Raw genomic sequence first — 19,162 nt, 5'->3', positions numbered from 1 at the left:
AGAATATCGATGGCCAGCGCGCCGCAGCAGTCCCAGCTTCCGCTTTTCTATCAGGCGCTCGAGCCGCTTTCGTCCGATGCACATGCCAGTTTCAAGCTGCGCGCCGCCGACAAGGCGGCATTCGTCGTCGGCAACCATGCCATTCCGCTGACCGTGGATGAATTCACGCTGGTGCAGCGCACGATGCCGATCGTCTTCACCGTGGACGAAAACCCCGTGCCGATCGCGCTGATGGGCCTGAATGAGGGCGTCAACGTGTTCGTCGCCGACGACGGCAAGTTCGCGGAAAATACCGGCTACGTTCCGGCCTATATCCGCCGTTATCCCTTCATGCTCGCCAAGCTGCACCCCGATGCGCAGGAATTGTCGTTGTGCTTCGATCCGACCACCGACATCATCGGTGCGTTCGAAGAGGGCGAGCCGCTGTTCGACGCGGGCAAGCCGAGCGAAATCACCACCAACATCCTGAAGTTCAACGAAACCTTCGAGGAAGCCGGCGCGCGCACCAACAATTTCATGCAGGATCTGAAGGAACTCGGCCTGTTGATGGACGGTGAGGTCAGCATCCAGCCCGACGGCGCCGAGCAGCCCTTCGTCTATCGCGGCTTCCAGATGGTCAACGAGGAAAAGCTCAACGATCTACGCGGCGATCAGCTGCGCAAGATCCAGAAGAACGGCATGCTGCCGTTGCTCTATGCCCACCTCTTCTCGCTGTCGCTGATGCGCGAGATCTTCGGTATGCAGGTGTCGCAGGGCAAGATGCCGGTGCCGGAACTTCAGCTTCAGGCGTAAGATTCTTCTCAAGCCCCTCTCCTGAAGGGGAGGGGCTGAAGCTGGCTGGTGCCCACGCACCCCATCCACAACCCCCCGTCATGCTGAACTCGTTTCAGCATCCATCGCGCCGCAACGGCTATCCGCGCCTGTGGAGAAATGGATCCTGACCTTCGTCAGGATGACGGTGCGGGCGCACGGCACCTTATCTAAAGCCCCTCCCCTTCAGGGGAGGGGTTGGGGTGGGGCAGTCCCGTCTCGAAGAGACTGGCACCCGAATGTGCGGCACGGCCCCACCCCAACCCCTCCCCTGAAGGGGAGGGGCTTAGGGCTTGATTACCTTACCCCAACGTCCGCTTGAACGTCAGCAGCGGCACCACATGGCTGTTGCGCTCACGAGTTTCGATCGAGGATGCCGCCGGGTTGCGCCGGTCGGGCGTGTAGAAGGTGCGCACGCGCCTGCCCGCCACGCTGGTCAGATTGTCCACGCTCAGGTTTACGGTCGTGCGCGCATCCGGCCGCCATTCGCCGAACGCCGTCACGCGCGGCACGTCGCGGAAACCGCGATCGGTTTCGTCCAGCCGGTAGAAAGTGCCCGCCGTGCTGCCACTCAGCCCGAAACCCCAGGCGAATTTCTTGAAGTCCTGCCTGAAATTCGCCTCGCCGAAGAACAGCGAATTGCCCGAAAAAGGCCGCGCGCGCAGCGTGTACGGGTCGATCACCGAGGTCGAGACATAGGATCCGTACAAGGTCAGCCGTCCGCCCTGGATGCCGAACTTGCCGAGCGGCGCATCCAGCCGGTTGCGGAGGATGAAGACATGCCCGTCGCCCAGATTGCCCGGCGCGTCGAACCCCTCCGGTGTGGGCACCCGGTCCTGCACCAGCGAAACGCGATTATATCCCAGCTCCAGCTTGTACAGCCCGTCGCCGAGCAACTTGCGTTCCACCGTCACCAAAGTTTCCCACGCGCGCTGCGGCAACAGGTCGACATTGCCGCCATTGACGCGGTTGTTCGACAGTTCGGCGCCGCTGATGAAATCCTCGAACTGCAACTGCGCCACCGTGCGCTGCACCGAAAGCTGCGCACGCCAAAGCGACGATGGGCGCCAGTCCAATGTCGCCTTGGGTTTCAAAAAGCTTAGCGATCGTTCGGCCTGCGCGTCGCCGGTCACGGTGATGCGCGACATTTCCTGCGTCACGCCCAGGTCGATGCGCAGCCGGGAATCGATCGGTCGCCCGGCATTGACGAACGCCTCGCCACGCACCTCCTTCACCACCGCATCGTCCACCGGCAGCGCGATCGGCGTCGCCATGCCGGTGCCGTCGATCCCCGACAGGTCGACCTTGCTGGCCAGCCGGTTGATCACGCCCTCCGCGCCCACCTCGACATTCCAACCGAGCAGTTTCGGGCGGCTCCACACCGCCCGCACCAAATTCTCCGTCAGGCGGTCCTTCAGTTGCTGCGTGAAACCGCCGATCGTGTCCGTCCCGACGCGGTTGTAGGATTCATCGTTGCTCAGCCGGTCGCGCCGCGTCGCCAGCCCGATCAGCTTCAGCCCGCCGCCGGCCAGCGGGCGGGTCACGTCGCCGCCCAGTTCGTACGTGTCGTAATGCAGCCGCTGGGTCAGCACGTCGTCGCGCACCGGCCCGGTCTCCGGCGTCACCGCATTGGCCTGGTTCAGCCGGAACCGGTCGATGAAGACGCGCGCGTTCAGGTGCGCGGTGCGGTTGGTGCCGTCGGCATATTCCCACGACGTGGCCACCGCGACGCTGGGCTCGTCGGCGAAGTTCACCTTGCGGCGGAATTCCAGCAGCCGTCCGTCCGGCACGCTCACCACCCGGTCGGTGCCCTCCTCGGTCGTCTGGCTGTTCTCGACGGTGACCGAGGCGTTGAAGGTCGATTTGCCGCGCTTGATCAGCGCGGAGGCGCTGCCGGTCGGGCGGATCTTGCCGGTATAGTCGCGCGATGCCGATGCTTGTACCGTGCCCGCCAGCCCGCCGCCCGCCGACAGCACCAGGTTCAGTACCTGCGACTTGCCGGTATAGTCCGCGCCGAACAGGTCGCCGGGCGCGACCTCGATCCGCGCCACCCGGCTTGCCGGGATGCGCGACAGCAGGGTTTGCAACGTCTCGCCCTTGGCGCTCGGTCGCTGCCCGTTGATCACCACATTGCCCGCCGTCTGCCCGAATCCGCGCACGGAAGGATCAACGCTCTCGATCACGAACCCCGGCACGCGCTCGACCATCTGCAGCGCGGTCGCCGGCGCATATTTGGCGAAATACGGCGCATCGTAGGTCTGCCGTCCGTTGGTCGGGCCGGGCAGGGCAGCCTCCTGCGACGGCTGTTCGGCCCGCACCGGAACCCCGGTCACCTGCCCCATCGCCGGTGCGACAAACACCCCCATCCCACCCAGCGCAACGCCAAGCGCAGCCACTACATCCTGCCTGTCCACGCCACCCACTCCCACACGACTACTGTTGTAGTCGATCGGTGTGTTAATTCGGCAATACGCCCTTGGCAAGGGGGTATTTGGCGATCTCGCGCAGAGTATGGATCATGCGTTGCCGTCGTCGTCTGTGAGGTCGTCGACTTCCCGTTCTTCGACCGCGGCTTCCCCACCTAGCGCGAGGAACCGCTCGTTTGCTAACCATGCCAACCGATCGGCCTGTGTCGCCAGCGCGCGGCGCAAGCCAGCCTGGACGTCTCGTCCAGCTATTATCTGCGCCAGCCTGGCGATGGTCTGTGTGCGTCGTGCAATTCTCAGATCAGGATGTTGGCGAATTTTCAGAACGTCAGGACCGACGATCTCACCCTCGATGACGGGAGGAAGATCGCAGCACGGTACGTCGGGCGGATCCTTTTCGTTAAGGATGCGCCCGAAATCGCTTTCCTCCACCAGCTTCATAAAGACGCTGCGTTCAAGGGAGTTCAGATGATCGGCCGCCTCGCGCGCCGCCTGCACCCTTTTAGGATCGCCTTTGACGTCCTGATATTGTGGCAACAGCCACACTTTGATTTTTCGGACCTCGAACGGATCGAGCACCGACATCGCGACGGCATCGGTCCGCTGATTGGTTAGGTGACGACCAATTCTTCCGCCTACCGTCTCACGCGTTTGGCCGACATAGATCGGCTCGTCGTCATAGTCGAAGAACGCGTAAACCCCCCATTTGACGGCACCGACAGTGATCGAAGTGCCAGTCCTGGTCAGAGGTACGTTTCCGAAATGATCTGACAATTTACGTCGCTTAAATTTTTCTAGCGCGCTCCGAAGCTCAATCGTCTCATTCGGCGCACTTTTTGTGTCGATGTCGGCGACACGCCGCGTCCCACGCAATTTGGGGCCTTTAGGCTGAGGCAATGGACAGTCCTGATCTCATCAGCGCCGGCTCCAGAATCGACTGCGCAATATGCCGTACGACCGGCACGGCCACGCCGTCTCCCGTCAAATGATAAGCATCGGTATAACGATCCGGCAGCTTATACTCTTCGGGCAATCCCATCAGCCGCGCCGTTTCGCGTGCCGAGATCAGCCGGGACCGCACTTTCCCGCCCTCGATCGCGACAATCGTCTGCCTGCTGGACCCGCCGGCCGGAGTACGAAGACATCCCGCCATATCGAACCGGACTTCGGCACGCTGCACCTTCACACCTTTTTCAATGCGGGTGCGTTTGTACACCGCTCCGATCGACCGCCCGGTGTTCGCCGCCATCATCTCGATCTTGGCTCGGTTCAGCCGGGTCATCATCGTCAGCAATGCAGCCGTTTCCGACAGGCTGTGCCACGCAACGTCTTTTGGTTCGTCTTCGACTATATCTGCCAAGCTTAAATTACGTTTTGCCGGGGTCGGCGCAGTGAACCAAAGCCAGCGCGCTCTCAGTCGTTCGGGCAACGCGGCCTGTGCTTGGCGCAGCCGCTCAGGATGCCAACGGTCGATGGCGAACGGGCTGAATATCCGACCAGGCACTTCCTGATCCATATCCAGCGCGATCACGAACAGCCGGGGTCGCGATTGCGGCACGAAATACTGCGCGTCGATTACCATCGCGCCCAGCCAATATCCCGCATCGCCGACGGCCTCGCACAATGCGGCGAAATCCGCTCCATTATGCGATGTCAGAAGCCCGCAGACATTTTCCAGCACGATCGCGCGGGGTTTCCGCCCTTCGCCACGCAGCGATTCGACCAGCTTCCAAAATGGCCAGAATGTCCCGGATCGCGCGCCCTTCAGTCCAGCTCCCGCGCCCGCCAACGATAAATCCTGACAGGGGAATGATGCCCATACCAAGTCGGCGCGACTTTGCAGTTGCGATGTTTCTACCCGGCCGACATCGCCGATATGCAGACCCTGAGGTCCCCAATTTTCCGAATAGGTCGCGGCCTTTTTTACATCGAAATCATTGGCGAACAGGCATTGCCACCCACTGCCCAGGCCGGCCCGCGCCATGCCACCGCCGGCGAAGAATTCGTAAAAGCCCGGTCGGTCGTCCATCGTCATTACCATGCCCATTAGTCCGACCGACGCAAGCCCAACGCTTGTCGATCCGGCGCTTCAGTCCCATGTGCGACTTTGGCCTACCGCCAATTGCGTTTCAAGAACAAATATGGAACACGCGACCACATGAGTCTGACCCACATCTCCGTGCGCGGCGCGCGTGAACATAACCTCAAGGATGTCAGCATCGACATCCCCCGCGACACCCTCACGGTGATCACCGGCCTGTCCGGCTCTGGCAAGTCCAGCCTCGCGTTCGACACGATCTATGCCGAGGGCCAGCGCCGTTACGTCGAATCGCTCAGCGCCTATGCTCGCCAGTTTCTGGAGCTGATGCAGAAGCCCGACGTCGATCATATCGAGGGTCTGTCGCCCGCCATCTCGATCGAGCAGAAGACCACGTCGCGCAACCCGCGCTCGACCGTGGCGACCGTCACCGAGATCTACGATTACATGCGCCTGCTCTGGGCGCGCGTCGGCATTCCGTACAGCCCCACCACCGGCCTGCCGATCGCCGCGCAGACGGTGAGCCAGATGGTCGATCGCGTCATGGCCCTGCCCGAGGGCACGCGGCTGTACCTGCTCGCCCCCGTCGTGCGCGGGCGGAAGGGCGAGTATCGCAAGGAACTGGCCGAATGGCAGAAGGCTGGCTTCACCCGCGTGCGTATCGACGGCACGATCCACGAGATCGACGAGGCCCCCGCGCTCGACAAGAAGTACAAGCACGACATCGAAGTGGTGGTCGATCGCCTGGTGGTAGGGCAGGGCGTCGCCACCCGCCTCGCCGAAAGCTTCGAGGCCGCGCTGAAGCTCGCGGAAGGGCTGGCATACGTCGATCCCGCCGACCCGGTCGAACCCCACACCCCCAAGGCCGAGATCCTCGGCGACAACGCCCCCCCCGGCCGCATCGTCTTCAGCGAGAAGTTCGCCTGCCCGGTCAGCGGCTTCACCATCGCCGAGATCGAACCGCGCCTGTTCTCCTTCAACGCCCCGCAAGGCGCATGCCCGGCCTGCGATGGCCTCGGCGAGAAGATGCTGTTCGACGCCGATCTCGTCGTCCCCAACCACGCGCTCAGCATCAAGAAGGGCGCGGTCTTCCCCTGGGCCAAGTCCAACCCGCCCAGCCCCTATTACATGCAGGTCCTCGGCAGCCTCGCGCGCGAATTCGGCTTCAGCCTCGATACGCCCTGGTCGGACCTGCCCGGCGAAGTGCAACTCGTCATCCTCTACGGCACCGGCGGCAAGCCCGTCACGCTCACCTTCATCGACGGCCGCAAGTCGTACGACGTGAAGAAGCCGTTCGAAGGCGTCATCGGCAACCTCAACCGCCGCCTGATGCAGACCGAATCCGCCTGGATGCGCGAGGAACTGAGCAAGTACCAATCCTCCGCCCCGTGCGAGGTGTGCCACGGCGCGCGCCTCAAGCCCGAGGCGCTGGCGGTGAAGATCGGCATGCGCGACATCTCGTCCGTCACGCGCCTCTCGGTGGTCGATGCGCTGACGTGGTTCCAGAACGTGCCTGCCGATCTCGGCGATCAGCAGAACGCCATCGCCGAACGCATCCTCAAGGAAATCCTCGAGAGGCTGGGCTTCCTCAACAATGTCGGCCTGGATTACCTCAACCTCGATCGCACCAGCGGCACGCTGTCGGGCGGCGAGAGCCAGCGCATCCGCCTCGCCTCACAGATCGGCTCCGGCCTCTCCGGCGTGCTCTACGTGCTCGACGAACCGAGCATCGGCCTGCACCAGCGCGACAACGACATGCTGCTGAAAACGCTCCGGCGTCTCCGCGATCTCGGCAACACCGTTCTGGTGGTCGAACATGACGAGGACGCGATCCGCACCGCCGATTACGTCATCGACATGGGGCCGGGTGCCGGCGTCCACGGCGGCGAGATCGTCGCCAAGGGCACGTTGAAACAGGTGCTCAAGACCAAGGGCAGCATCACCGCCGATTACCTCAACGGCACGCGCGAGGTGCCCGTGCCGGCCAAGCGCCGCAAGGGCAACGGCAAGAAGCTCACCGTCTACAATGCCACCGCCAACAACCTGCGCGGCGTCACGGCCAGCCTGCCGCTCGGCACCTTCACCTGCATCACCGGCGTCTCCGGCTCGGGCAAGTCGAGCTTCACGATCGACACGCTCTACGCCGCCGCCGCGCGCGAGCTGAACGGCGCGCGCATCGTGCAGGGCAAGCACGACAAGATCACCGGCCTGCAATATCTCGACAAGGTGATCGACATCGATCAGTCGCCGATCGGCCGCACCCCGCGCAGCAACCCCGCCACCTATACCGGCGCCTTCACCCAGATCCGCGACTGGTTCGCCGGCCTGCCCGAAAGCGCCGCGCGCGGCTACAAGCCCGGCCGCTTCAGCTTCAACGTCAAGGGCGGCCGCTGCGAGGCGTGCCAGGGCGACGGCCTGCTCAAGATCGAGATGCACTTCCTCCCCGACGTCTACGTCACCTGCGACGTGTGCCACGGCGCGCGCTACAATCGCGAGACGCTGGAGGTGAAGTTCAAGGGCAAGAGCATCGCCGACGTGCTCGACATGACGGTCGAGGACGCGGTCGAATTCTTCAAGGCCGTGCCGCCCATTCGCGACAAGATGGCGATGCTGGTCGAGGTGGGCCTCGGCTACGTCAAGGTCGGCCAGCAGGCCACCACTTTGTCCGGCGGCGAGGCGCAACGCGTGAAGCTCGCCAAGGAACTGTCGCGCCGCGCCACCGGCCAGACGCTCTACATCCTCGACGAACCCACCACCGGCCTGCATTTCGAGGACGTCCGCAAGCTGCTCGAAGTGCTCCACCAACTGGTCGAACAGGGCAACACCGTCGTCGTCATCGAACACAATCTGGACGTCATCAAGACCGCCGACTGGGTGCTGGACCTCGGCCCGGAAGGCGGCGTGAAGGGCGGCGAGATCGTCGCACAGGGCGTGCCGGAGGACGTGGTGAAGGTCGCGGCGAGCTTTACGGGGCGGTATTTGAAGGGGTTGTTGGGGAAGTAGCTCTCGTCATCCGACGCGGGTGAGAAGGTAGGTTGCCACAGAACCTATAACTGACCCTATTACACCACCAACTATCCCTGCTGCTATTGCGGCGGCGTTGCCGATCATTTTTTGCCTGCGCTCCTCAAAGAAATTTGCGACACTTGAAAAGCGCTGCCATGTTTCTTCAGCCGCTATCGATCTGTATTCATCGAAAAACCTATTCATTTTAGAATTAACGCCTGTTATTTCCTGTCTATCGCTGTCAGCTAAAGCTTGTGTGATATTTAATCTAAGAAGCATTTCTTTGAATATGTTGCTATTCAAGTGGTCTACAGATTCCGACTGACTACGGAAAGCCCTTATTTTATTCATTAAGTTATTTGGATTTTTACCTTCAAGGAGATTTCTGGAATTCTCAAGGATAATATATTGAGCATTAATTGCTCTAGAGCGTAATTCGCTGAGATGGTAAAACGCCGAAAAAATCGTATCGAGGTTTAAAGATCGTATCGTTTCCATTAAATTGCTGTCGCTAGATGAGTTTAGCTCGAAATTCGCATATCCTAAATAGTTCTCTGATGTATCTTCTATCGATGGTATTTCAGTCAATTCGCTTTCTATCATAGAAAAATTTGCATGGAACGGGCTAGGGCCGACGGAGCCGCAGATCAAATCTGTACCAGACATTTTCTTCTCAAGAAATTTTCTCAGAACCGCGACGGCCATCGATGGTTGCGCATCCCCTTCTTCGTCAGGCCAGTCGTATGATACGACAATCAAGGGCATTTCGTATCCGTAAGTAATATCTATATGCATTGTTTCCACGTCGCAGCGGGATATCAACTGCTCTTGAACGCGAAAAGGAATAAATGCATCGAATTGTATTCTTGTATCGTTTCTTGATACTGGAACCGTTATCTCTTTGTCATTATGTTCAATCGAAATAAATGCGCCATATTCATCATAATTAGTGTTATAGAATCTGACTTCAGATATGTTTTCTATTTCTTCGAGTAGGCGCTTGAGAGTTTCGAAGTAAATATTTTGATTATAAAATTCTGATGGATCATCTTCATTTGTTTGAATGAAGCCGAAATAAACGCATCCTATACCAAATACTTTCACGAGCTTAGCTCCGAAAAATTAAAATATTAATACTCTTGACGTAGAAGACTCCATTCATCAATGGCGGCTATATATCTTCGGAAAAATATCTCCTGCTCATTGCCTAGAAGAGAATTTCTTTCCAAAGAAAATGATTTGCCACGAATAACATCAAGAATTCTAAATTCGCTTGGCGGGATATTTGGAAGCGCTTGCATTAAAATCCAAAGGCCTATTCTAGCAGCCTCATCGTGAAGCTCAGGTTCCGGTGAAAAATAAGGATACACGAAGTGATCTTCATTTTGTGAATCCCGAACAGATAAAATATTGTCAATTTTTACTATTGAGTTTAAATCTGGAATCAAAAATCGAGATTTTAGATTGTCCGCTGGTCGAAATGGTTCATTTGTCCATCGGCGTCGCTCATTCCACCATAATAGAAAACCATCTCTGAGCCTCGGATATAGATTGCTACGCCCCTTGTTTGCATCAATTCGCGCTTTGGTCGATGTATGAAGATCGGCGATACTGAAAACATGGTCTTTAGCGTCGCGCCAAAATGGACCATAAAAATCACCGCCCCCGTCGTTTGGGCCGAGTTCACGCGCAATGTCCTCGCGGATATCGCTTCTCATAGCAGAAACACGACGATTCTGATCGGAATACAGAATTTTCAGTAATTTCCGAAGATGAATTGATTGAAGTGACATCTAAATTCCTCCGATGTCACTTAAGCTTACATCGACGTGGTTGAGAAGTCGAAAAGCGCAGCGGGAGTTTAGGGGTGTGATCGCAAGAGAGGGAGCGTTTTCGTAGTACGAGAATCACTCGTCATGCCGCGTAATCGTCAAGCGATGGATTTCGATCCGCCAGTGCGTGTTTTCCTCCTTCTCCTTAACGCTTCACAACTCGACCGGAGGCAGAATTTCAGCCGGCTTCGGAATCGTCCATCAGGTAATTGAACAGTTTGGCCTCTTCAGGGACTTCAGCGTTGAGAATGGCCTCAAGGGTTTCGTCATCCAAATCTTCCGTCCGGATAACCTGACGATCGCCCAGCCTCAGCCACTTACCTTTCTCATTCATCACCGCACCTCCACGAACCGCTCGCCCAGCCCAATCAACGCAACAACTTCGTCCCATCGCGGCTCCAGCCACAGCAATAGCGCCCTGTTCGTAGCGTTCCCACATCTTAGCCAGATGAAGGCAAACCGGTCGGGCAACCTCATGAAAACGAAATCTTCGTCCTTGCTGATCAGCACCATCCCGTTAGCCTCGGCATGAGCTGCGATTGCGGTATCGCTTGCTGCACCAAGGCCGATCTCGCTCACATGAACTGCTTCATCGCCGCGCATCTTCAACCACCGGCACAAGGCAGGCGGAAGTTGTGCATCGATTAGGAAAATCATTCGGCGGCGAGGACGACGGGATGGTCGGCGGCGGCGGCGGCATAGGCCAGTGCCGCCAGCACATCGGCCTCGGCGAGATACGGGAAGTCCTCCACGATTTCCGCTATATTCGCGCCGCCCGCCAGCATTTCCAGAATATCAGTCACGCGCACTCGTGTGCCCGCCACGATTGGTCGTCCCCCGCAGACCGCAGGGTCGATGGCGATGCGAGGATGGCCGGGCAAGGTCATGCCGGGAGGATGTCTCAAAGTTGCGATTATCGCAAGGCGGGGAGGGGGCAGCGCCGCGGCAAAGCCGCGTCGTCGGTCGTCGCTTGGGCGACGCCGGCCGGCCCCGCCTAGTTCGCTCGCAATTTGCTCCGCAAATTTCTTCGCCGGCGGGGCTGTCCTACAAGCCTCGATCCGGCATATCTAATCCGCCTCCTTGTCGAACCCGGAGGCCGACCATGCCAGACCATCCCGACGAAACCGCCCACGCCGCGCGCCCGCTCGATGCGCGGCATGCCTCCGTCCTATGCGCGCCGCTCGGCGATGATCATGAGGCCAATCTGCATTGGCAGACGCTGCTCGACGCCGGACTGATCGGCACCGCGCAACCCGCGTCACCGGGGATCGTCGCGCAGCGCGAAGCGAACGATGCGTTGTTCCGCCGCATCGCCGCCGATCGCCGCGCCGCCCGTCAGGCGCGCTCCGCGTGAGCCGAGCGGTGCGCTTTGCCCATGGCGGGCGATCGCTACGGCCCGCCTAGCCGTTCGCCCGCATCGCGGCGCCAGAATGCCTGACGGAACATCGTGTAGGGTGTGACCTTAGTGTGAACTTAGCGGCCCCCGCCACGCCGATGAAGCACCGCATAGTGTATGAACTTCCGTGAACTTCGCGACCTCGGCCATGCTAATGCAACACCGCAAAGTGTGTGAACTTCCGTGACTTTCGCGGCCCGCGCCGGAACGCCAGCGCGTGCCGCTTGTTACCCGGTGAGACCCTCATCACCGGAGCCCCGTCTTATGGCCACCACCCCCGCCAAATCCACGCCTGCCAAATCCACCTCCACCAAAGCTGCCCCCGCCAAACCTGCCCGCGCCAAGCCGGCCGCAAAGCCCGCCCGTCGCGCACCCCGCCGCAAGCCCGTCGCGAAGGGCAATCGCGCGCTCTCCGCCGGGGCCGCGATTCTCGCGCTTGGCGCGGGCATCGCCGGCTTCCTCGCCCGGCGACAGATCGCCGCCTGGGCCTTTCCCGGTTCGGCCGAACATGATGCGCCCGATCTCGCGCTGGACCAGCCACGGCCCGGCACCGATGGCCGCGCTCCGGTCGATTTCCGCCCCGATATCGACGCGCCGATGTCCGCCGCCGAACGCGAGGCTCTGCGCCCCGCCACCGGTCCCGCGCCGTCGCTGGTGAGCGAAGCCGGCACGATGAACGCGCAGACCGGGGCCTCGAACTGAAGCGACGCACTGGCTGCGCAACGAAATCGCCCGCTCAAGCATTGGGCATGCATCCAGTGACAACAGGGAGATCTACTATGCGCGCTTTCACACTCGGCCTCTTGGCCGTTTCCACCGCCCTTGCCGGGTGCAGCACCTACGATAATGGCGGCCGCCCCGGTTATGCCGGCGATTACAGCCGCTACGATTACAACAACCCGGATCCCGCCTACGGCGGCTACGATGCCGGGCGCTATTACCGCGAGGACAACCGCCGCTACCGCGAGCGTCGCCTGTCGTCCAACGACCGCGTCTATCGCGGCAATGACGGTCGTTATTATTGCCGCCGCAACGACGGCACGACCGGCCTGATCGTCGGCGGTGTCGCCGGCGGGGCACTGGGTGCGGCGATCGCACCGGGCGGCTCGGGCCTGCTCGGCGCGCTGATCGGTGGTGCCGCCGGCGCACTCGGCGGCCAGGCGATCGACAAGAGCAACAACAACACCCGTTGCCGTTAAGCGTTTGAGGGGAGGGCGGTGCGCCGGTCGCACCGCCCGCTCCATTCCCCTGCTGGCAAGCCCCGCGAAACTTGCTAGAGGCTGGGGCCTGTATGGCCGAACCCGACTCCCCCAATTTCGAATTCCGCATTCGCCGTGACGAGGAAGCCGGTTTCCTGAAGCGGCTGTGGCGACGCTGGTGGGTGAAGGGGATCGCGATCCTGCTCGCCTTGTTCGTCGTCGGCATCTTCCTGATCTGGCTGTTGTTCGCCCGCGATCTGCCCTCGGTCGACAAGCTCCGCTCGTACGAACCGCCGCTGCCGACCAACGTCCGTGGTGTGGATGGCGCCCCGATCTATTCCTATGCCCGCGAACGTCGCGTCGAGTTGAGCTACGAGGAATATCCCAAGCAGCTCGTCCACGCGTTTCTGGCCGCCGAGGACAAGACGTTCTTCGAACATCACGGGGTCGATTATCCCGGCATCGTCGGTGCCGCGATCAACAATTTCCGCAGCGGCAAACGCCCCGCCGGCGCCTCGACCATCACGCAACAGGTCGCCAAGAATCTGCTGATCGGCAACGCCCCGAACTACAGCCGCAAGCTCAAGGAAGCGATCCTCGCCTATCGCATCGAAGATACGCTGACCAAGCCGCAGATCCTCGAACTGTACCTCAACCAGATCGCCTTGGGTCGCAACGCCTTCGGGGTCGAGGCGGCCAGCTACGCCTATTTCGGCAAGGAACTGAAGCAGCTCGATCTGGCGCAGATGGCGTATCTGGCGATCCTGCCCAAGGGCCCGTCCAATTACGATCCGATCCGCCACACCCAGCGCGCCCTGGATCGGCGATCCTATGTGCTGCGGGAAATGTTGAAGAACAACTTCATCAACCAAGCCCAGTTCAACGAAGCCAACGCCGAACCGCTCGGCACCGTGCCGCGTCAGGCGTCCAAGGCCGAAGTGGCCGGCTCGGGCTATTTCGTCGAGGAGGTCCGCCGCCAGTTGATCGAGAAGTTCGGCGAGAATTCCGATGACGGCCGCAATCCGTTCAGCGTCTATGGCGGCGGGCTGTGGGTGCGCACCTCGTTCGACGGCAAGCAGCAGGAATATGCGCAGGAAGCGTTGCAGGACGGCCTGCTCCGCTTCGATCGCGGTCGCGGCTGGACCGGGCCGCTACGCCATGTCGAGATCGACGGCGAGAATTGGCAGTCGGCGCTGCTCAATACCAATATCGGGCTCGACTATAAGGATTGGCGCGCCGCGATCGTCATCGCACTCGACGGCTCCGGCGCGAAAATCGGCTTCTCCAACGGCCAGACGGCGGACCTGCCGCGCTGGGCGGCGCAGATGCCGGTGCGCGGGGGAGGGGGCAATGCGTTCAACGCCTTCAAGGTCGGCGACATCCTGGCCGTCGCACCGGAAAGCGGCGCATTCTCGCTGAGGAGTATCCCGAAGATCTCCGGCGGCTTCGTGGTCGAGGAACCGGCGACCGGTCGCGTCTTCGCGATGCAGGGCGGGTTCGATCCGCGCATCAATTCGTTCAACCGCGCCACGCAGGCACAACGCCAGCCCGGCTCCACGATCAAGCCGATCGTCTACACCGCCGCGCTGGCCGGTGGGATGACGCCGGCATCGAGCATCGTCGATGGCCCGTTCTGCGTCTATCAGGGCGCTCGGCTCGGCCAGAAATGCTTCCGCAATTTCGGCGGCGGCGGCGGATCCGGCGCGCACACGATGCGCTGGGGCGTCGAACAATCGCGCAATCTGATGACGGTGCGCGCCGCCAGCCAGACCGGCATGGACAAGGTCGTCTCGCTGATGGACCGCATCGGCGTCGGCAAATATCCGCCCTATCTGTCGTTTGCTTTGGGTGCGGGCGAGACGACCGTATCGCGCATGGTCAATGCCTATGCGATCCTAGCGAATCAGGGCCGCGCGCATCCGTCCACGCTGATCGATTTCGTGCAGGATCGCCACGGCAAGGTCGTCTGGCCGGAGAACTGGCGCGCCTGTGACAATTGCAACGCGGCAGACTGGAACGGCAAGGCGATGCCGCGCCCGGTGATCCGGGGCAAGCAGGTGGTCGATGCGATCAGCGCGTATCAGATGATTCACATCGCGGAGGGCGTGATCCAGCGCGGCACCGCGACCGTGCTGCGCGATCTCGATCGCCCGATGTTCGGGAAGACCGGCACCAATACCGGGCCGACCGACGTGTGGTTCATCGGCGGTACGCCGCAGATGATCGCCGGCGTCTATATCGGCTATGATGCGCCGCGCTCGCTCGGCGGCTATGCGCAGGGTGGCACGATCGCCGCGCCGATCTTCAAGCAATGGGCGATCAAGGCTTATGAAGGGATGGACAAGCTGCCGTTCCGCGCGCCGCTCGGCGTGCGCATGGTGCGGATCGATCGCCAGAGCGGCAAGCCGGTGTTCGGCACCTGGCCGACCGCCGATCCCAAGGCGGCGGTGATCTGGGAAGCATTCAAGCCCGAGAGCGAACCGCGCCGCACGATCCGCCGCCCCGGTGTACTCGCCGATCCAGCCGCTGCCGTCGCCGCCGCGAAAGCGCGCGAGGAAAAGGCCGCGGCCGCCCGTACCGAACAGCGCCGCGACAGCGATTTCTTGCAGAGAGAGGGCGGAATCTACTAGTTCGCCCCCATATATCTCACCCGGGCTCGCCCGGATCGTCCTCATTACCGGAGTTACCCCCATGCGCGCCGAAGCGCAGGCACACGTAGATACGATCAACGAGGCACTGGCATTGCTGCGCCGCTTCCTCGATTGGGACCGCGCGCTCCGCCGCCTGGACGAACTCAACGCGCGCGTCGAGGATCAGGCGCTGTGGAACGATCCCAAGGCCGCGCAGGAGGTGATGCGCGAACGCCGTCGCTTGGACGAGGCGATCGGCGCGACACGTGCGATTGAGAGCGAGTTGAGCGATACGGTCGAGCTGATCGAGATGGCTGAGGCCGAAGGCGATACCGAGATGGAGGCGGACGGCGTGGCCTCGCTCGCCGAACTCGCCGCGCGTGCCGACAAGGACAAGGTGAAGGCGCTGCTGGCCGGCGAGGCCGATGGCAACGACACCTATGTCGAGATCAACGCGGGTGCCGGTGGCACGGAGAGCCAGGATTGGGCCGGCATGCTCAGCCGCATGTATCAGCGCTGGGGCGAACGCCACGGGTTGAAGGTCGAACTGATCGATCATCATTCGGGTGAACAGGCCGGGATCAAGTCGGCCACGCTGTTGCTCAAGGGCGAGAACGCCTACGGCTATGCCAAGACCGAAAGCGGCGTTCACCGTCTGGTGCGCATCAGCCCGTATGACAGTGCGGCGCGGCGGCATACGTCGTTCGCGTCGGTCTGGGTCTATCCGGTCGTCGACGACAATATCCAGGTCGAATATAACGAGAGCGACCTGCGCATCGACACCTACCGCGCCTCCGGGGCGGGTGGGCAGCACATCAACACCACCGATTCCGCCGTGCGCATCACCCACGTGCCGACCGGCATCGTCGTACAGTGCCAGAACCAAAGATCGCAGCATAAGAACAAGGCCGAGGCATACAACCAGTTGCGCGCGCGCCTGTACGAACGCGAACTCGCGATCCGTGAAGCGGCGGCCAATGCCGAGAATGCCGGCAAGACCGACATCGGCTGGGGCCACCAGATCCGCAGCTACGTCCTGCAGCCATATCAGATGGTCAAGGATCTGCGCACCGGCGTCACCTCGACCGCACCGTCGGATGTACTGGATGGTGATCTCGACGCGTTCATGGCGGCGGCGCTGTCGCAGCGGGTGACCGGCGAGGCGGTCGAAATCGAGGACGTGGATTGATGGTGCGGGGGGCCGTCATCACCGTTCTGCTGGGCGCGCTGGCACTGCTCGCGGCTTGCGAGGCCGCGCCGGTGATCAAGACGGCCAAGGACAAGACCGGCCCGTTCCCCGCCGCCGACCGCCCTGTCGCACACATCGTATCGTCACGCTGGTCCACCGAGGAGGCGCGCGACCGTCTGAACGAAGCGGGTCAGGTGATGGCCAAATCCGGCATCACCAAGGGCATGACCGTTGCCGATATCGGTGCGGGCGAAGGCTATTACACCATCCGTCTCGCACAGCGTGTCGGCAAGGATGGACGCGTTTTGGCCGAGGATATCGTCGCGGCTGTACGTGATGCACTGGCCGAGCGTGTGGCGCGCGAACGGCTCGACAATGTCAGCGTGCGGCTGGGTAATCCGGCCGATCCCAAACTGCCCGACAACAGTTTCGACCGCATCTTCATGGTGCATATGTACCACGAGATCGACCAGCCGTACGAGTTCCTGTGGCGGATGCGCCCGTCGCTGCGCCCCGGCGGTCTGGTCGTGGTGGTCGATGCCGATCGCCCCACGCAGGATCACGGCACGCCGCCGGAACTGCTGAAGTGCGAATTCGCCGCGGTCGGCTACGTGCAGGTCGATACTGCCGACATGCCATCGGCGGGGGGGTATCTCGCGACATTCCAGGCGGTGGGCCCGCGACCCGAGCCCGAAGCGATCCGGCCCTGCCAGTTGGTGAGCCACGGCGCCTAACGCCTATAACAGCCCGATCGCCCGAAAGCTGCTCGCGCCGCCGCCCGCCGCCAGCACGAGATGATCGACCAGTCGCACTTCCACCGATCGTAGCGCGCGGGCCAGCCGGCGCGTCGCGGCCTGGTCCGCTTCGCTCGGCGCGGGATCGCCGCCGGGATGGTTGTGCGCCATCACCACCATCGCGGCATCGAAGGCCAGCGCATCGGCCACCACCAGCCGAACCGGCACCTCGGCCGAATCCACGCCGCCGGCCTGCGTGTGGCGCATGCCCAACAACATCCGTTTCGGATCAAGATAGGCGAAGGCGATCATCTCATATGGGAGTGCGGCAAGCGTGCCGAACAGGCCGAGCGCCGCATCCATATCGCGAACATGTCGGATTACCGTCGATATGGTGAGGACGGGGGCCATATGAGAACGCTGGGCAGGGTGCCCGTGCGGGGTAAAGCACCGCCGGGTCCATTGCTGCGCTAATCCCCATCGGCTAATCCGGTGCGATGCAGCCTTATCTCGAACTGATGCAGCGCGTGCTCGATTCGGGCGCGGAGCAGATGGACCGCACCGGCACCGGCACGCTGAGCGTGTTCGGTGCGCAGATGCGTTTCGATCTCGCCAAGGGCTTCCCGGTGCTGACCACCAAGAAGCTGCATCTGCGATCGATCATCGTCGAGCTTTTATGGTTCCTGCGCGGCGACACCAACGTGCAGTGGCTGCGCGATCGCAAAGTGAGCATCTGGGACGAATGGGCCGACGAGAATGGCGATCTCGGCCCGGTCTACGGTAAGCAATGGCGCGATTGGGCCAGCGCGGACGGCCAGCATATCGACCAGATCGACGGGCTGATCGACCAGATCAAAAACAATCCGGGTTCGCGCCGCCAGATCGTCACCGCGTGGAATCCGGGCGAACTGCACGCGATGGCGCTTTCGCCCTGCCATTGCCTGTTCCAGACCTATGTCGCGAACGGCAAGCTGTCGCTGCAACTGTATCAGCGCAGCGCGGACATCTTTCTGGGCGTTCCGTTCAACATCGCCAGCTATGCCCTGCTGACGCACATGTTGGCACAGCAATGCGATCTGGAGGTCGGCGAGTTCATCTGGACCGGCGGCGATTGCCATCTCTATTCCAACCATCTGGAACAGGCCCGCGAGCAATTGTCGCGCACGCCGGGGCCGCTGCCGACGCTGAACATCCTGCGCCGGCCGGATGCGATGGACGGGTATGAATATGAGGATTTCGAACTGAGCGGCTATGTCGCTCAGGCGCATATCAAGGCACCGGTCGCCGTCTGAGCGAGAGTGAATCGCAACAGGAACCGTCCGCCGTACATATGGTTCAGCCCTGTAACGATTGTACAGGAACGCCACGATGGACATAACGCAACTCATTCTCGACGAACACGCCCAGCAGCGCAGCCTGTTCGCGCAGATCGACAGTATCGACCCCAAGGATATCGAGGCGCTGACCGCGATCTGGGGACGACTGAAGAATTTGCTCGATTCACACGCCGAGGCGGAGGAACGCTATTTCTATCCGCGGCTGATGAAGATCGGCACCGGCGGCAACGATGCTCCGTCCGCGGCCGAAGAGACCGAGGACGCGATCGAGGATCACAACGATATCCGCGATACCGGCGAGGCGGTGCAGAAGCACAAGGTCGGTTCGAAAGCGTGGTTCGAGGCGGTCGGCGAATGCAACAAGGCGAACAGCGACCACATGGCCGAGGAAGAACGCCAGGGCCTGACCGATTTCCGCAAGCACGCCACGCTGGAGGAGCGTCACGCCCTCGCGGTGCAGTTCGCGACTTTCGAGGCCAAGCATCTGGACGGCGTGAAGGTGGTCGACAAGGATCCCGAGGAATATGTGAAAGAGCACGCGCCCAGCTGACCGCGGCTCGCCTTC

19 protein-coding genes are annotated in these 19,162 nt (G+C 61.6%); 10 read left to right on the top strand and 9 right to left on the bottom strand.

The features are described 5' to 3' along the window. Positions 1-9: 9 nt before the first annotated feature. Positions 10-792, top strand: a complete 783-nt coding sequence (locus U1738_RS06305) for a SapC family protein (RefSeq protein ID WP_332788150.1) — start codon at positions 10-12, stop codon at positions 790-792. Positions 793-1,112: 320 nt separating this feature from the next. Here U1738_RS06305 and U1738_RS06300 read toward each other — a convergent pair whose 3' ends face one another. From U1738_RS06300 to U1738_RS06290, 3 genes are all read right to left on the bottom strand, one after another. Beyond that, the gene (locus U1738_RS06300) at positions 1,113-3,224 is read right to left on the bottom strand and encodes a TonB-dependent receptor (RefSeq protein WP_332788149.1); all 2,112 of its coding nucleotides are present in this window, start codon (positions 3,222-3,224) and stop codon (positions 1,113-1,115) included. A gap of 102 nt (positions 3,225-3,326) precedes the next feature. Next, positions 3,327-4,109: a GIY-YIG nuclease family protein gene (locus U1738_RS06295; protein WP_332788148.1), complete on the bottom strand. Its 783-nt coding sequence runs from the start codon at positions 4,107-4,109 to the stop codon at positions 3,327-3,329. A 10-nt stretch (positions 4,110-4,119) separates the two neighbouring features. Then, on the bottom strand, positions 4,120-5,271 hold the full coding sequence (locus U1738_RS06290; protein ID WP_332788147.1) for a DNA cytosine methyltransferase: 1,152 nt from the start codon (positions 5,269-5,271) through the stop codon (positions 4,120-4,122). A gap of 123 nt (positions 5,272-5,394) precedes the next feature. Between U1738_RS06290 and uvrA the strand changes: the two genes are divergently transcribed. Next, complete coding sequence (gene uvrA / locus U1738_RS06285; RefSeq protein ID WP_332788146.1) at positions 5,395-8,277, top strand: excinuclease ABC subunit UvrA; 2,883 nt, start codon at positions 5,395-5,397, stop codon at positions 8,275-8,277. Positions 8,278-8,283: 6 nt separating this feature from the next. Here uvrA and U1738_RS06280 read toward each other — a convergent pair whose 3' ends face one another. The 5 genes from U1738_RS06280 to U1738_RS06260 form a co-directional block, all read right to left on the bottom strand. Then, entirely contained in the window at positions 8,284-9,384 is a 1,101-nt protein-coding gene (locus tag U1738_RS06280; RefSeq protein WP_332788145.1) for a hypothetical protein, read from the bottom strand. 26 nt (positions 9,385-9,410) lie between these two features. Next, positions 9,411-10,073: a hypothetical protein gene (locus U1738_RS06275; RefSeq protein WP_332788144.1), complete on the bottom strand. Its 663-nt coding sequence runs from the start codon at positions 10,071-10,073 to the stop codon at positions 9,411-9,413. Positions 10,074-10,290: 217 nt separating this feature from the next. Further along, positions 10,291-10,446 (bottom strand): hypothetical protein, encoded by a 156-nt coding sequence (locus tag U1738_RS06270; protein WP_332788143.1) that lies wholly within the window; start codon positions 10,444-10,446, stop codon positions 10,291-10,293. Further along, entirely contained in the window at positions 10,446-10,715 is a 270-nt protein-coding gene (locus tag U1738_RS06265) for a DUF5615 family PIN-like protein (RefSeq protein ID WP_332788232.1), read from the bottom strand. Before U1738_RS06265 ends, U1738_RS06270 begins: the two co-directional genes overlap by 1 nt. 50 nt (positions 10,716-10,765) lie before the next feature. Then, positions 10,766-10,999, bottom strand: a complete 234-nt coding sequence (locus tag U1738_RS06260; RefSeq protein WP_332788142.1) for a DUF433 domain-containing protein — start codon at positions 10,997-10,999, stop codon at positions 10,766-10,768. Between the two features lie 215 nt (positions 11,000-11,214). Here U1738_RS06260 and U1738_RS06255 point away from each other — a divergent pair, with 215 nt between their 5' ends. From U1738_RS06255 to U1738_RS06230, 6 genes are all read left to right on the top strand, one after another. After that, the gene (locus U1738_RS06255) at positions 11,215-11,466 is read left to right on the top strand and encodes a hypothetical protein (RefSeq protein ID WP_332788141.1); all 252 of its coding nucleotides are present in this window, start codon (positions 11,215-11,217) and stop codon (positions 11,464-11,466) included. Positions 11,467-11,772: 306 nt separating this feature from the next. Further along, a complete protein-coding gene (locus U1738_RS06250; RefSeq protein ID WP_332788140.1) occupies positions 11,773-12,210 on the top strand; it encodes a hypothetical protein in 438 nt (145 codons plus the stop codon). A 77-nt stretch (positions 12,211-12,287) separates the two neighbouring features. Then, positions 12,288-12,707, top strand: coding sequence for a hypothetical protein (locus U1738_RS06245; RefSeq protein WP_332788139.1), 420 nt, complete (start codon positions 12,288-12,290; stop codon positions 12,705-12,707). A gap of 92 nt (positions 12,708-12,799) precedes the next feature. After that, the gene (locus U1738_RS06240; RefSeq protein ID WP_332788138.1) at positions 12,800-15,337 is read left to right on the top strand and encodes a penicillin-binding protein 1A; all 2,538 of its coding nucleotides are present in this window, start codon (positions 12,800-12,802) and stop codon (positions 15,335-15,337) included. Between the two features lie 61 nt (positions 15,338-15,398). Then, positions 15,399-16,526: a peptide chain release factor 2 gene (gene prfB / locus U1738_RS06235; protein ID WP_332788137.1), complete on the top strand. Its 1,128-nt coding sequence runs from the start codon at positions 15,399-15,401 to the stop codon at positions 16,524-16,526. Continuing rightward, a complete protein-coding gene (locus U1738_RS06230) occupies positions 16,526-17,260 on the top strand; it encodes a class I SAM-dependent methyltransferase (protein WP_332788136.1) in 735 nt (244 codons plus the stop codon). The genes prfB and U1738_RS06230 overlap by 1 nt, the downstream gene beginning before the upstream one ends. Before the next feature lie 3 nt (positions 17,261-17,263). Here the strand turns inward: U1738_RS06230 and U1738_RS06225 are convergent, their stop codons facing one another. Next, positions 17,264-17,671, bottom strand: coding sequence for a JAB domain-containing protein (locus U1738_RS06225; protein WP_332788135.1), 408 nt, complete (start codon positions 17,669-17,671; stop codon positions 17,264-17,266). 86 nt (positions 17,672-17,757) lie between these two features. Here U1738_RS06225 and U1738_RS06220 point away from each other — a divergent pair, with 86 nt between their 5' ends. After that, on the top strand, positions 17,758-18,552 hold the full coding sequence (locus U1738_RS06220; RefSeq protein WP_332788134.1) for a thymidylate synthase: 795 nt from the start codon (positions 17,758-17,760) through the stop codon (positions 18,550-18,552). Positions 18,553-18,628: 76 nt separating this feature from the next. Beyond that, the gene (locus U1738_RS06215; RefSeq protein WP_332788133.1) at positions 18,629-19,147 is read left to right on the top strand and encodes a hemerythrin domain-containing protein; all 519 of its coding nucleotides are present in this window, start codon (positions 18,629-18,631) and stop codon (positions 19,145-19,147) included. The last annotated feature ends 15 nt before the right edge of the window (positions 19,148-19,162 follow it).

Source organism: Parasphingomonas caseinilytica (genome assembly GCF_036663755.1).
Classification (GTDB): Bacteria; Pseudomonadota; Alphaproteobacteria; order Sphingomonadales; family Sphingomonadaceae; genus Sphingomonas.
Note: the sequence above shows the minus strand (reverse complement) of the source record. Positions and strands in the feature narration are given on the sequence as shown.